This is a genomic window from Nonomuraea sp. NPDC049421, assembly GCF_040677005.1.
In the GTDB taxonomy this organism is placed as follows: domain Bacteria; phylum Actinomycetota; class Actinomycetes; order Streptosporangiales; family Streptosporangiaceae; genus Nonomuraea; species Nonomuraea salmonea.
In genome coordinates this window covers 19876-33324 of record NZ_JBFAQA010000024.1, presented here as the reverse complement: position 1 = coordinate 33324, position 13449 = coordinate 19876, and the positions used below count along the sequence as shown (strand labels likewise).

At 67.8% G+C, this 13449-nt stretch carries 10 protein-coding genes and 1 pseudogene; 7 read left to right on the top strand and 4 right to left on the bottom strand.

Annotated features, from left to right (window positions below):
• Window positions 1–82 precede the first annotated feature (82 nt).
• The 3 genes from AB0K18_RS33690 to AB0K18_RS33680 all read left to right on the top strand — a co-directional run bounded on the left by AB0K18_RS33690 (window position 83) and on the right by AB0K18_RS33680 (window position 2672).
• Window positions 83–313, top strand: coding sequence for a hypothetical protein (locus AB0K18_RS33690; protein ID WP_364922542.1), 231 nt, complete (start codon window positions 83–85; stop codon window positions 311–313).
• A 253-nt stretch (window positions 314–566) separates the two neighbouring features.
• The gene (locus tag AB0K18_RS33685) at window positions 567–1496 is read left to right on the top strand and encodes a site-specific integrase (RefSeq protein WP_364922887.1); all 930 of its coding nucleotides are present in this window, start codon (window positions 567–569) and stop codon (window positions 1494–1496) included.
• A 660-nt stretch (window positions 1497–2156) separates the two neighbouring features.
• Window positions 2157–2672, top strand: a complete 516-nt coding sequence (locus tag AB0K18_RS33680) for a hypothetical protein (RefSeq protein ID WP_364922539.1) — start codon at window positions 2157–2159, stop codon at window positions 2670–2672.
• Between the two features lie 133 nt (window positions 2673–2805).
• On the opposite strand, the gene AB0K18_RS33675 is transcribed toward AB0K18_RS33680, so the two are convergent.
• A complete protein-coding gene (locus tag AB0K18_RS33675; protein WP_364922536.1) occupies window positions 2806–3882 on the bottom strand; it encodes a hypothetical protein in 1077 nt (358 codons plus the stop codon).
• A complete protein-coding gene (locus AB0K18_RS33670; protein ID WP_364922534.1) occupies window positions 3879–4163 on the bottom strand; it encodes a hypothetical protein in 285 nt (94 codons plus the stop codon). The genes AB0K18_RS33675 and AB0K18_RS33670 overlap by 4 nt, the downstream gene beginning before the upstream one ends.
• A gap of 2332 nt (window positions 4164–6495) precedes the next feature.
• Here AB0K18_RS33670 and AB0K18_RS33665 point away from each other — a divergent pair.
• Window positions 6496–6897 (top strand): hypothetical protein, encoded by a 402-nt coding sequence (locus AB0K18_RS33665; protein ID WP_364922532.1) that lies wholly within the window; start codon window positions 6496–6498, stop codon window positions 6895–6897.
• Between the two features lie 222 nt (window positions 6898–7119).
• Here AB0K18_RS33665 and AB0K18_RS33660 read toward each other — a convergent pair whose 3' ends face one another.
• Window positions 7120–7782, bottom strand: a complete 663-nt coding sequence (locus AB0K18_RS33660; RefSeq protein ID WP_364922529.1) for a site-specific integrase — start codon at window positions 7780–7782, stop codon at window positions 7120–7122.
• A gap of 420 nt (window positions 7783–8202) precedes the next feature.
• Here AB0K18_RS33660 and AB0K18_RS33655 point away from each other — a divergent pair, with 420 nt between their 5' ends.
• The 3 genes and pseudogenes from AB0K18_RS33655 (at window position 8203) to AB0K18_RS33645 (ending at window position 11773) form a co-directional block, all read left to right on the top strand.
• Window positions 8203–8535: a hypothetical protein gene (locus AB0K18_RS33655; RefSeq protein WP_364922526.1), complete on the top strand. Its 333-nt coding sequence runs from the start codon at window positions 8203–8205 to the stop codon at window positions 8533–8535.
• A gap of 225 nt (window positions 8536–8760) precedes the next feature.
• Window positions 8761–9138, top strand: a pseudogene (locus tag AB0K18_RS33650) (DUF4158 domain-containing protein); the annotation flags it as partial.
• Window positions 9139–9151: 13 nt separating this feature from the next.
• On the top strand, window positions 9152–11773 hold the full coding sequence (locus AB0K18_RS33645) for a Tn3 family transposase (protein ID WP_364922523.1): 2622 nt from the start codon (window positions 9152–9154) through the stop codon (window positions 11771–11773).
• 556 nt (window positions 11774–12329) lie between these two features.
• Here AB0K18_RS33645 and AB0K18_RS33640 read toward each other — a convergent pair.
• On the bottom strand, window positions 12330–13421 hold the full coding sequence (locus AB0K18_RS33640) for a serine hydrolase domain-containing protein (RefSeq protein ID WP_364922520.1): 1092 nt from the start codon (window positions 13419–13421) through the stop codon (window positions 12330–12332).
• Between the last annotated feature and the right edge of the window lie 28 nt (window positions 13422–13449).

Genomic DNA, 13449 nt, shown 5'->3' with positions numbered 1-13449 from the left:
GAACCGGGATACTTCCGGGCCGGAGACCCTGCTCAGGGCGGGTACGACCGACGTGCCCGTTCTTCCCTAACGGAGGAGAGCGATGTATCTACTCACCGTTCGAGCTGCGGTCGTTGTCATGGCCGCGGCCTTCGTCGCAGCGCTCGCGTTCGCTTTGATCTTGTCGACCGGCACCATCTGGCAGATGGCTCTCCTATCCAGCGGAGCTGCGTTCGGCTTCGCTATCCCGTTCTTCAACGCGATCATCCCCCCTGCCGTGGAGCCATCCTCGCCGCAGGAGGGCGCCCCTTCCAGCCGTCGAGCCCAGGAGTAGAAAGGGGTAACGCGGCCTGGGCTGGGGAAGTCTCTGGCCCGTCGTTGCCCCTTGGCAGCAGGCGGGCCGGCGGCTCGCCGAAACTGCTACCAAGACGCCGTTGGGCGTCCGGGACGAAACTCTCTCGCTATCGCAGATAGTGATCCGTTATCTGCGATAGCGTAGGTGCCGTCCTGGGGGGAACATCCCGCCGCGGCGCCGGTGACTCCCCATGCTTATCTGCGATAGCCATGGAGGGCCCGCGTTGGCGACCGTGCACCGGCTCACTCCCCGCCCCGGCGCGCCCGCCCTCGGGGCGGCCGTCGAGGCCTTCCTGACCACGATCGACAACGCCAACACGAAGCGGGCGTACGCGATCGTGCTGCGCGCCTTGGCCGCCGAGCTCGGCGCCGCCACGCCGCTGACAGCGCTGGAGGGTGAGGCCGGCGCCGACCGCCTGGCCGCCTGGTTCGCCGGCCGCTGGGGCGGCGCGGCCGCGGCCACCTTCAACGCCCGCCTGGACGCACTCGGCTCCGCCTGCGCCTGGTGGCGCGACCAGGATTGGCTGACCGGAGACCCGCTGCGCCGCATCCGCCGCCGCGCCCGCACCCCGGACCGCACCAAGGCCCTCGACCGCGCCCTCATCGAGGCCCTGCTCACCCGGCAGACCCTGCCGCTGCGCGAGCGGACGCTCTTTCGGCTGCTGTACGAATCGGCGGCCCGGGCCGAAGAGGTCCTCGCCCTCGACGTCGCCGACCTCGACCTGCGTAACCGGCGCGCCCGCGTGCGGCGCAAGGGCGGTGCGGTCGACGTCATCGTCTGGCAGACGCCCACCGCCCGGCTCCTGCCTCGCCTGCTGGACGGCCGCCGCGCTGGCCCGGTGTTCCTCACCGACCGGCGCGCCCGCGTCGCGCTGCCGCCGGCCGACGTCGACCCTGGCTCCGGCCGGGCCCGGCTGTCCTACCGGCGCGCCGCCGAGGTGTTCGAACAGGCCACCGCCGACCTGCCCGGCGGCCCGTACACGCTTCACCAGCTGCGCCACAGCGCCTTGACGCACGCCGCCGAAGATGGCGCCAACACCTCCACCCTGCTTGCCTACTCCGGCCACACCTCCGTCACGTCCCTCGCCAAGTACGCTCGCGTCTCCCCCGAAGCCCTGGCCCGCTGGCAGCAGGGCCGCGACCCCGGCGCGCGCCGTCGCTGACGGGGGTGCAGCCTGCACAAGGAGTGGGTTGGCCCGGTCGCGGCATCTCTTGGCGGGGAACGTTCGGCTGCCGGGCCCCAACGAAGGGATGGCCTCCCCGTGGAGCAAGGCGATGCAGTGCAACTTGCCTGCGGCAGCTTGTGGCGTGGAAGCTGGTTCAACCTCCGGGGGAAGGAATCGCCCCCCAGGGAGGATAGGACCTCTTCCGTTCCCAGCGGCCGCGTGGGGCGCACTGTAGGAAGCCCGTACCGTGGGATCCGGGTGTCTTCCCTCCATACCCGGCAGCGTTCGCATGGCCTGGCGGAAACGTCGGCGGAGGGATCACGCCTCGAGGGAGACGATCGACACAGGTGATCTCAGGCGGCCTCGGCGCCTGGCCGGCCGCCAGGCCGACGGGACCATCAGTTGATCGTTCCGCCCAGCAGGGCGGACGGGCTTCCTGCCGGAGGATCTTGGCGGTCCCTGCTGGCAGGAAGTCCGGTCCACGAACCCCAAGCGTAGGTCCCCGCTCCCGTCGGTGGTTCGCGAAGATCATCGCGCGGAGCCCTCTTACCCCTCAACGGGCATTGGATTACCCCTGCGGTGCAAATTCCCTCTACTCCGCTATATGTGAAAATCACGTCTGCTGCCATGTGCAAGTCACGTAGGAGGGGAGGGGTTATGCCGAATAAGACCCTGAGCGTCCGCGAGGACGAGCTGTCGCTGTGGGAACGCGCCAGCCGGGCCGCTAAGGAGTCACACACCACGGTGTCGGCGTTGGTAGCCTCCGCGCTCGCGCACTACATGGGGGCCACCGAGACCATCACCGTGCGCATGTACAGCAGCAACGGCGCGGAGCGACGCGAAGCCTTCGCCGGCCGCTGGCTCGTCGACGCTCAGCTCGACTCCGATCAAGACCCTGACCGGCATAAGGCGGAACTGCTGCGCGGCCGCTTTGGCCATAAGGGAGCAAGCGCGGAGTGGCGGACTGGCATCGCCGAGACCGGTCGCGGCCGCATCGCGGTCTACTTGCACCACTGGGACTACTTCGACGACTTCCCGCCAGAACTGCACGTGTTCGACGACCTTGACACCGCGCTGCACAAGCTCGCTGACGATGCCCGCATCCCTTCAGGAGTGTGGACCGACGCCAGGATCGCGCTCATGCGGCTGCCCGTAGTGTGGCGCGACATTTGAACAAGGCCGCCACTGATTGTGACGGCCCTTTCCCGGAGTTGGCCGGGAAGCTCCGGGCGTCAGTGCGCCCCGTCGCAGGACTCTGTGGCAGACACGGAGCCGGTGACGGGGCGCCGGCCGGTTGGGCGGCCGCCTAGCTGCCGGTACTCTCAACTCCTTGGATGATCGCCCGGCGGAGCTGTTTTTCCATGCTCCAGTGCCAGGCGTAATGCCGGTCGGCGTTGACGACCCAAGAACCGCAGTCCTCGCACTCAAAGCCCGCTGGGGCTCCGTTTCCAGGCTCGGGGGCGCGGTCGTCGGGCTGGTCGGGGGCGGCAGTGTTGTTGTCCTGGCCTGGCGTGGTCACCAGGCTGATGACCGGGACGACGGTGCTCAGCTCCGTCGTGTCGGCGGTGGAGGTCAGGCCAAGGGGCGCGACCTCCTCGCGGGCCTGTACCCACAGCGGCCGCCAAAAGCCGTCGATGTCGGCGCTGGAGTGGAACTGCTCCAGCAGCCCTTTCACCAACGTCCATGACGGCGGCCGTCCAGTGGACCCGGACATGGCCTTGGAGATCGAGGCGATGGACACGGCGCCGTCGGTGCCTTTGTCGACGAGTTCGCCCCGGAGCTTGCGCAGCGGCGGCTCTCCGGCCCGGCGCCAGGCCAGCTTCAACTCGTCGGCCAGGCGCCGTCTGGCCGTGCCGGGGGCGGCTGGTGTCGGCCTGGGCCGTGTCCACCGCACACTCTCCTGCGTGGCCCTCTTCGGAGGCGGAGGCGTCTTCGTTGGCAGGGACGTCGACGATACATCGCCCGTCACGATGGCACCCGAGGGCGTCGCGAACGTGGTGTTGCTCTCCTCCTTGACCAGCCACTGCTTGACCTGCACCTTGGGGTCGCTGGCCCCGGTCTGGTCGAGCAGGTACGTGATGATGGCCGCCGCTTGTCTCTCCGTCATGAGGCCTGCGGTTTCGGCTTCCAGCTTCGTGATCGCCTCGCGCAGCCGCACGAGCGAGAGGCTCTTGATCTCCTTCAAGGTCTGCGGGGAGATGAAGAAGGTCTCCGTGGTACGCCCGTCGCGCATGGTGTCGCACAAGTCCTTGGCCTGCTTCAGGCCCAAGGACGCGGCCGCGCGCGTGACCTTGATGGCCTCGAGCAGTCGGCCGTTCTTGATGCTGGTGTAGGCCTCGCACAGTTCCTTTGCCGGAACGGAGGTCGTGTACAAGGTGATCACTCGATGACCTCCCCCTGCACGGAGGGCGGCTGCTTGTCCTTGCCGGGCTGCGGAAGCTGCTCGGCGACGCCCTGCTTCACCCAGGACAGCACCGTGCGGGCCACCAGGGAGCGCGCGGTGAGGGCCAGGGGCGGCACGCCAGTGAGCACGACGCGGGTGACGTAGGCGGCCACCAGCACGGCGCTGGTCGAGCCAGCCAGCGCCTCCCACAGCGGGTGCTGCAGGAACAGCAGGTAGCCGGTGAAGCCCACGTGGGCCAGCAGCGCCAGACCGAAGGTCATTGCGTTGCCAGGGTGGACGCGGGCGCCGGCAACGTTGCCGGCGTTGATCGGGTTGGGCACCGAGAGGCACCTTTCGTACGGGCAGGTCAGGAGGTGCGCGGCGCTTCTCGCGTGCGCGTATGTGAGGTGCGCGTGCGTTTACGCGCCGCACCCCTCCTGACCTGCGGTCCAGGCGGGCCCTTCGCTCACGGGGGTGTGCGCGAGGGGAAAGCTCCGCGAGTGGGCGTTTCGTGTTGCTTTGACTGGCATCGCGGCAACAACCCCCACATACAGAGCGAGGTTCTGCTTTGGCCGCCACGCAATGCGTGAGCCGACCTCCACGGAACCCATAGAAAAACAATTACACCACGGCGGCCTCTTGGCAAGTCGGGTCAAGCTCCACTTTCGTCCAGGGGGAGGTAACCGGCTAGACCGGTTACGAATCTAAGGGTTGCCTACCCTTTCTTGAATTTCTCAAATAAATAGTTATGGGAAAGCGGCGATAAGCAAGATGGAAAAGAGGTGATGCCCGCCTGTGTTTGGAGGCTCGGACGTTTGATTTCCGGGTGGCTATTGCCTTAAGCGGTTGAAGATCGAGAGTGCTTGCGGCAGAAAAACGAAGAGGCTCCCCGTGCCAGCGGAGAGCCTCTTCCTTAATCTCCGAATGCCCGCCTGGACCAACAGATCGGTGCTTTCGGAAGCGTGTGCAGGTTGTGGGGATTGCTCAGATGGGGGCGCGAGTGTGCGTGGGTCGCAACTCGCTGAGCGGCAGCTGCGGCCCGTCCATGGGGAGGCCGCGTAGGGCAGAACCTGGCCCTGGGCAGGGCCGGGACACCTCCCGCAGGCTAGCTGCGGCACGTGGCGGTGCCGCCTGGGCTGTGCTGCACAGACGTCGCGTCAGCGGCGTTGCATGCCGGAAGTTGGGGCAGGCTACGGTGCCAGAAAGGCGGCTGGTGGTAGGAGTCAGCGCCGCGACCAGCGGCAATAGACCACCAGCGGTACCGGCGGCACTGGCCAAGGATAGGTCAGTCTCCACAACGCAGGATGAGACGGCGAGAGGCAGCATCACGAACCGCTCCATCAGACTATGCCTCCGTGCAGAACGAGCTCAGGCCGAGGAGACAAAGCGTTGAGCAGGGCGGATCCGCTGCGAGTCAACGACCTCCAGGCCGCGCCGGTATCGGGCCAGCCGGCTGCACCGCGAGAGCGGCTGCGGCGGGCGAACCAGCTGCTTAAAGCACGGATCACGGAAGCTGCGGACGCTGAAGCCGCAATCAACACAGCGCTGGCCCGGACGACGGTCACGATCTGGGGTACTGCCCCGGTCAAGACGATGGTCAGGTGCAACGAGGCTCGATGGTCCATCGGTCTCCTTCCAGTGTGATCGGGGCAGGGTGAGGCTAACCAGCAGCCCGGTCATGGGTCGGGCCCTCTGGACTGACTTTGAGGCTCGCCACCGTAGATAACAACCCTCAATGGCGAAACTAGACGAGATGAAACGAAACAATTTGGCCATGAAACGATACTGAACAAGATCCGCAGTGAACGAAACAAAACTGGATGCCGATATTGGCGCGAAGCGCTGCGGGTTGCATGGCATGAGTCTATCAAAGGGGACGACGAGCGAGCTCCTGGTGCCCCGTCTCTAGGTCATCTCGCCGACGAGCTCTCCGGCGACGCGTGCCGCGAGCAGCGTTCCCAGAGATGGCCGCCTCTGCGTTTGACGAAAATTCACAAGTAATCTCTAGGGGCGATATCGAGCCTCAAGAAGAGGACTCCCTGGCGTTCTGACGCTGTTGCTGGACTCGGGCTATTGTAAGGGCTTAGTTATATAAGCTTGGGGAGGGTGCTAGTAAACGGGCGTCGTGGGCCTTTCGTGCCCTCTTGAGGAGATCCCAGTTGCCGAGAGCCGACTCAGGGGAGTCGCTCTCGGATTGGGACCCATGCGAGGCGGTTGACCCCACTGGGGCGCGGGGGGGTAACACGGTGCTCACCATCTGGCCACACCCGGATTCCCAGGTGCCCGTCCCGTGCCCATGGTCACGCTGCCGGAGGAGATCTGGGAGGGCGGCGACGACTTGGGAGCACTTCCTGGCCATGACGACAGTTCGTCCGTCGCCATGACGACGGTCAGCCGCCCCCAGCGAGGGTCCCGGCTCCGCCGGCACTGCGGTCATGCTGCCCTCTGTCATCGAGGGCCGAGAGAGCGCCGCTCTAGCGACTCGAAACCCTAGATTCAGGAATCAGACGAGGCTCGGGGCGCTGTTCGAGGCACCTCCCGCGCGGACCCGCAGCCGCCCGTCCGGCAACAGCTCCGAGGCCACCCGCAGACGCCGGGCTGCAGGTGCTCGACGTGCCCGAGGAGCCGGTGGCCAGGCTTTGGCACGCGGCGACGCTGCTGGGGGAGCACCGCGGGGACGGCCACAACGCCGCCCTTCTCGCCCACGGCATCGGCGGCACCGAGGCTCACGTCCTCATGGCCCTCTCCCTCGGAATGAGGGCGGAGGAGTTTGGCCGGATCCACCACCTGCCCAAGGCGCAGCTGGCCGCCGTCGTCGACGGGCTGCGCGGCCGCGGCCTCGTGGACGCCGCCGGCGCCTTCACCCCCGCCGGCCGGGAGACCAGGCAGCGGATCGAGGCCCTCACAGACGAGTTGGCCGCGCCGGCGTGCGACGTGCTCAGCGCGGAGGAGCTCGACGAGCTGGTCGCGGGGCTCGAGCCGATCGCCGCCGCGGTACGAGCCGTCGACCGCTGAGCGGCCCTGCCGTCGAACAGCCGACGGCGTGGGCCGAACTGGAAGCAGGAAGCTGATTTCGCAGCTCAGACCCTATTTGGCGGCCTGTGTCACGTTGGTTAACGGCACCCCGGAATGCCGGGCGGGGTCATGCACTGTCGCCCGTGTGCTTGGCCAGCAGGCCGTCCAGCCGGTCCTGCAGCTCTGCCAGCTTGGCGCCGCGACAGTAAGGGCCCAGCTGTCCTATTCCGCCCGTGAGGCCGAAGTTATCGAGACGACTGATGCAGGCCTAGCAGGGCCACGATCACCGTGACCACGGGGATGGGTGCGGGGATTCTTGTGCCGGGTCTTGCCCATGATGAGCTGCAGCGGCACTTCGGCCTCGCCGAGGTGGGTGGCGGCGCTGTGGCGCAGCTGGTGCAGGTCGAGGCCGGCGTGCTTGTCCAGCAGGACGCGGGCGCGGTCGTAGCCCAGGCGGGCGCGGCCGGTGTGCGGGCAGATGTCGGCGGCCGCCGGGCGGCGTGCGGGGACGGGGCGGCGTTCGGACAGGAACAGGGGGCCGCGCGTGCGCGTGCTGCCGTCCGGGAGCCGGAGCAGGCGGGGCAGCAGGTGGGCGGTGCCGCTGTCCCAGTACACCCACTCGGTCGCGCCGCCCTTGGATCGGACCGGGGCGCGGCGGTGCTCCAGGTCGAGGTCCTCGACGTTGAGCGCGAGAATCTCCGCGGCCCGGGCGGCGGTCTCGTACAGCATCCGCCACAGGGTCTTCTCGCGCAGCGGGATGTCGCGGCGTGACAGCAGCCGGTGGATGGTGGTCTTGGGCACCGCGCGGGTCTCGTCGACGTTCTCCTTGCGGCGTTCGGCCTCGGCCGGGACCGACGGGCGGCCCAGTGCTTCTTGGTCTGGCACCAGGCGAGCCAGGAGGAGATGGCGGCGCGGTTGCGGTTCCAGGTCGCCGGCGCGCATCGGCCCCACAGCTCGATGAGCGCGGCGCCGATCTCGGCGTCGGTCACGTCGGCGAGCGGACGATCGCGGCCGAGCCGCTCGATGGTGCGGTCGATGGCCGAGGCGTAGGCGCGGTGGGTGTTGGGGTTGGCCGTGCGCGGCATGGCGAGGAAGGCGTCGGCGGCCGCGGCGAGACTGACGCCTCCGCCGCGAAGGGCGGTGATCTTCGGCGCGGCGCTCATGCCGGCCACCGGGCGGCCGTCGCCGCGCCTGTCCGAACGATGTACCGGATAACGTGCCGGAGTCGCGCACCGCCCCGGCGAGACGTTCTCCAGGTCGCCGTGTGACTTTGATGGCTTGATGGCGTGAGTTACCCGGCGGTATTTGGCGTTCGCAGCCGAGCGGCGTTGTGCGGGGGGTTCGTTGATAACGCCGTCGGGCGGTCCGCTGTGGCTTCAGGGCCGCCCGACGGCGTTGTGGGTGGTGGGTCTCGGTTGGTGGGCGGTGGCCTCACATGATTCCGATGACGAGGTTCTCGCGGGCGGCTTCTACGACTTCTTTAGTGACGGTGCTCAGCTGGTTGATCTCCAGAACCCGTTCGATCTGGTCGACAAGACGGGTGGTGAGCCGGAAGTTGCCGTTGGTAACGCGAGCGATGGCGGCGATGGCTTCGGTGGTGGCGAAGTCGTCGGAGCTCGGCCAACTTGGCCTACGTGAAAGAAGAGATCATCTCCCTCTGACCTGCTGGAAGGGTCCGACAACCCTAGATAACGATCGGACCACTGGATCTGGTGACGGGGTGTGGGGACTATTTCCTCAGAGAACAACGCTAAGGACTTTCCGCACGTCAGCACGGGTGCGCTGGGCATGGTTGACGGATCAAGGTCTCAGCTTGGGTGTACCCGCCGGTAATTAGCGGTTGATCATTTAGTTTCGCCACTTATGGCCGAGTATCTGTCCGATGAGCAGGTAAGCCGGTATAGCCGGTTTCCGGCGTCGCCATCGCCGGCTGATCTGGAGCGGTTCTTCTATCTGGACGCGCCGGCGTTGGCCAAGGTGGCGGAGAAACGTGGTCCTCATAACCGGCTGGGGTGGTCGGTTCAATGGGGTACTGTGCGGATGCTCGGCACGTTCCTGCTTGATCCGCGAGATGTTCCGCACGCGGCGGTGGACTATGTGGCCGAGCAGATCGGTGTGGCGGACCCGTCGTGTATCAAGCTGTATCCGGAGCGGGCCCAGACCCAGTGGGACCATCAGGGCGAGATCGGGGGGCTGCTGGAGTACCGGGAGTTCGCCGAGGGGCAGGACGAGCTGCTTAGGTTCCTGGTTCGCGGTGCGCAACTTCCGGGTCTCGCGGCGGGAGTTGTTCGACTGGGCGGTGGTGTGGCTGATCGACAACAAGGTGGTGCTGCCGGGGATCACCGTGCTGGAGCGGCTGGTACGCGATGTGCGCACGGACGAGCTGGACGCGATCAACGTCTTGCTGACCGAGCGGACGCCGGTGGAACTGCGGCGCGAACTGCTGGAGACTCTGGAGGTCCCCGACGGCCGGAGGGTCTCGACGCTGGAGTGGATGCGTACCACGGTGACGGACGTGTCCGGGACCGGGCAGGGCAAGGCGCTGGAGCGGGTCGAGGCGGTGTGGGCGCTGGGCGGCGGCGCGGTAGACACCCTGGGGGTGGCGCCGGTGAAGCTGGCCGAGCTCGCCGCGTACGGGATGTCGGCGAAGGCTCCGAAGATCAAGCAGTTGGAGGCGATGCGGCGCTCGGCCACGTTGCTGGCGACGATCCGGCACCTGGAGGGCGCGTCGGTGGACGACGCGCTGCTGCTGTTCGACGTGCTGATGGCGACCAGGCTGCTGTCGCGCGCCGCCCGGGCGGGACGGGAGCAGAAGCTGCAGTCGCTGCCCAGGCTCCGTAAAGCCGCCGCTGACCTGGCCGCGGCGGTCGCGGTCGTGTATGAGACGCCGCTGGAGGCCGAGAAGGGGCCGACGCGGGCGGCGGATCTGGTTGGCCGGATCGAGCAGGTGATCTCCAAGGAGCGGCTGACCGCGGCGCTGGATCTGATCGCCGAGCTGGTGCCGGGCGAGGAAGATGACGACGATCTGGAGTGGCGGGCGGAGTTGATCGCCCGGTTCAAGACGGTCCGGCCGTTCATCGACTCCCTGGCCCAGGCGATCCCGTGGGGCTGTACCCCGGCCGGGACGCCGATCGTGAAGGCGGTCAAGGACCTGCCCACCTTGCTGGCGCGCGGCAAGTACGCCGGGGTCGAGCACATGCGCGAGCACGACGGCCTGGTGAGCGGGTCGTGGCGGCGGCTGGTGTATCACAACCCGAACCTGCCCGACGGCTCGCTGGATCGCGCCGCCTATACCTTCTGCCTGCTGGAGGCCCTGCACGCAGCTCTGCGACGGCGCGACGTCTACGCGATCGGCGCCGACCGGTGGGGCGATCCGCGCGGCAAGCTGATCCCGCGGCCGGTATGGCAGGTGCACCCCGACAGCGTCTTGACCGCGCTCAGCCTGGAGATGGACCCGGCCCGGCATCTACAGGATCTGGCCGAGGACCTGGACGCCGCCTACAAGCAGGTCGCGGCCAACCCGGCCGTCACGGTCAAGGGCGGCCGGTTGAACCTGGAGAAGCTGGAGGCGCTGCCGCTGCCGGACGGCTACCAGGCGGTGCACGACGCGGTGCAGGCGATGCTGCCGCGCATCGACTATCCGGAGCTGCTGCTGGAGGTCAACGGCCACACCGGGTATTTCGAGGTGATGCCGCACCTGTCGGGGTCGGAGGCGCGGCGCCCCGATCTGGACATCAGTCAGGCCGGCGTGCTGGTTGCCCGGTCCTGCAACGTCGGATTCGTCCCGGTGGTCAAGGCTGGTCAGCCGGCGCTCACGTTGAGCCGGCTGCTCGGGGTGGAGAAGGGCTACTTCCACCACGAGGGCCTCGCCGCGGCGTCGGCGACGCTGGTGACCGCGCAGGACGATATCTCGATAGCGGTGCAGGACTGGGGCGGCGGCCTGGTCGCCTCCGCCGATGGGCTGCGGTTCGTGGTCCCGGTCAAGTCGCTGCATTCCCGGCCGAACCCGGTCTACTTCGGGCGCGGCAAACGCTCGCGCGGCTCGACCTGGCTCGCGGTCGTCAACGACCGGGTCATGGGCCTGGGCGGGCTGGTGGTGCCGGGGACGATGCGGGACTCGCTGTTCATCCTGGATGCCCTGCACCGGCTCGACGCCATCGAGCAGCCCGACATCGTCACCACGGACACCGCCTCCTATGACAGTGACATCGTGTTCGGCCTGTTCGCGATCTGCGGGTACCAGTTCGCCCCCAGGATCGCCGACATCGGCGACGCTCAGATGTGGCGGCTGGACCTGGTCGACGTCGGCCTGGCCGATCAGGCGGTCGCCAAGGCCGACAACGGCTACCGGCACCTCAACGATCTGGGCCTGCGCAAGATCAACATCCGGATCATCCGGCACCACTGGGCCGACATGTTGCATGTGGCCGGGTCGCTGGTGACCAACCAGGTGCGCGCCTACGACCTGCTGCGGATGCTGTCGGCCGATGGCCGCCTGACCGGGCTCGGGGCGGTGTTCGCCCACTACGGCCGCATCTTCAAGTCGATGCACCTGCTGCACGTGGCCCACCTGGAGGATTACCGGCGGATGATGGGCGCCCAGCTCAACATGGGCATGGAAGACCAGCTCGGCGCGCTCGGCCTCGGTCTCAACGCGATCATCTATTGGAACAGCCTCTACATTGACGCCGCGGTGAAAGCCCTGCAGGCGGACGGACAACTGGTGATCGGCCCGGAGATCCGGGCGCGGCTGACTCCGTTGATCTGGGAGCACATCAACTTCCACGGTAGTTACCCGTTCACCCGGCCGGAGGCGCCGGGAAACCTGCGGCCGCTGCGCGACGCCAGAGCCGAAGACGACGAACAGGACTACTGAACCTGCCAGAGACATCGCCCCCTCCGCCGCCGGGGCCAGGTGATCACCCGCACGGCGGGGAATCCCCCGCCTGGCTGCATTTCTCTGTCGAAAGCATCGGGCGGGGAGTTGGATGGGGTCTGTGTCATCATGTTGGCTGCACCCGGCCTACGACGGGCCCGCCTGACGGCAGGCCCGCCGGCCCGCTGGCCGCCAAGCTGTGCCGGGCTCTGGCCCAGCACAACATCCCGGTGCAGACGGCCGCGGTCGGCGAGTACACCGCCGTGGCGGTGTGGAGCGGGCTGGTGGCCCGGGTGGACGGCGGCCCGCCACGGTGGCCATCCCAAGGTTTTCGACGACATGATCGCCTACGCCCGCGGTCTGCGCTCCCGCGCGGCGTGCCGGTGCTGAAGATCGCTCGCGAGCTGGTCATCCGGCCGGGATCGACAAGGGCCGCAACCCGTCCCTGGCCGGCGTCCATCGCGTGCTGGGTCAGGAGGGCCAGAGCTGACGCCGAGCCCGGCAGGCCAGGAAGGTCCTGGAACAGAACGGCCTGCCGCCCGGCCTTACGACCGTCTCAATCACACATCAGATGGTCCATCGCGTCGTTGATCAGCTTCTCGATCGGAAGCGCGTTCTCGTTCGGCTGCCACAACGTGCTGAACAGGACCATCCCGCGGCGCCCGTCCTCGGTGAACCCGCTGTGAGCGGTGTGGCCGGGCGTGTTTCCGGCGTGACCCCAGTACGTGCCACCCGGGGAGGGGAACTGGCCGATCCCCAGGCCGTAGCGTGCACCGGGCCAGACGACATCCCATTCGGCGGCGGGAACGGTCTGTTTCATCGCGGCGAGCTGCGCGGGCTGGAGGAGCTCGCCCCCGAGCAGGGCCTGCCAGAACCGCACGAGGTCGGCCGCCGTGGTGATGAGGTCGCCCGCGGCATCGCACGGGGTGAGGTTCATCTCCGTGGTCTCCACAGGTTCGGCGCTGTCGGGGAACTCGGTGTAGCCCTGCGGATGCGGGTCCGGAAGCCGCGGATCGTCGCCGGGCGCGAAGGTGTGGTCCAGGCCGAGGGGCCGGATGATCCGGCTCGTCACCTCCTGCGCTCGCGGGTTTCCGGTGACCTTCTCGATGATCATCCCGGCGAGGACGTAGTTGGTGTTCGTGTAGCTCCAGCGCTGCTCGCCCGGTTCGGGCAGCCACTTCGGCTCGTGCCGCATGGCGATGGCCACGAGTTCTTCGGAGGTGTAGGAGTCGTAGCGATGCTCCAGGAAATCTTTCGCGGTGAAGATCGGAACGTCGTAGATGTATTCCGGGAGCCCGCTGGTCTGCTGGAGCAGCCGCCTGACTGTGATCTTGGTGCCGTCGTTGCCGTTGCCGCGGACCACGCCGGGCAGCCAGTCCTCGACAGTGTCATCGAGGCTGAGCCGGCCCTCGCCCACGAGCTGGAGCACGAGCGTGGCGGTGAACGTCTTGGTGGTGCTGCCCATCCGGAAGTGACTGTCGTGGGCGATCGGCACATCCGAGGTGCGATCGGCCGAGCCGTAGCCGACGGTGAGCAGTTCCCGGCCGGTGTGTGCCGCGGCGAGCAGCCCGGGGACCCCCTTGGCATGGATGGCCTTCAGATCGGTCTCCAGCGTGGATCGGTTGTATGCATGAGGTGAGTTCGTCATGGATCCGATGCTGGGCCCCTGACGCAGG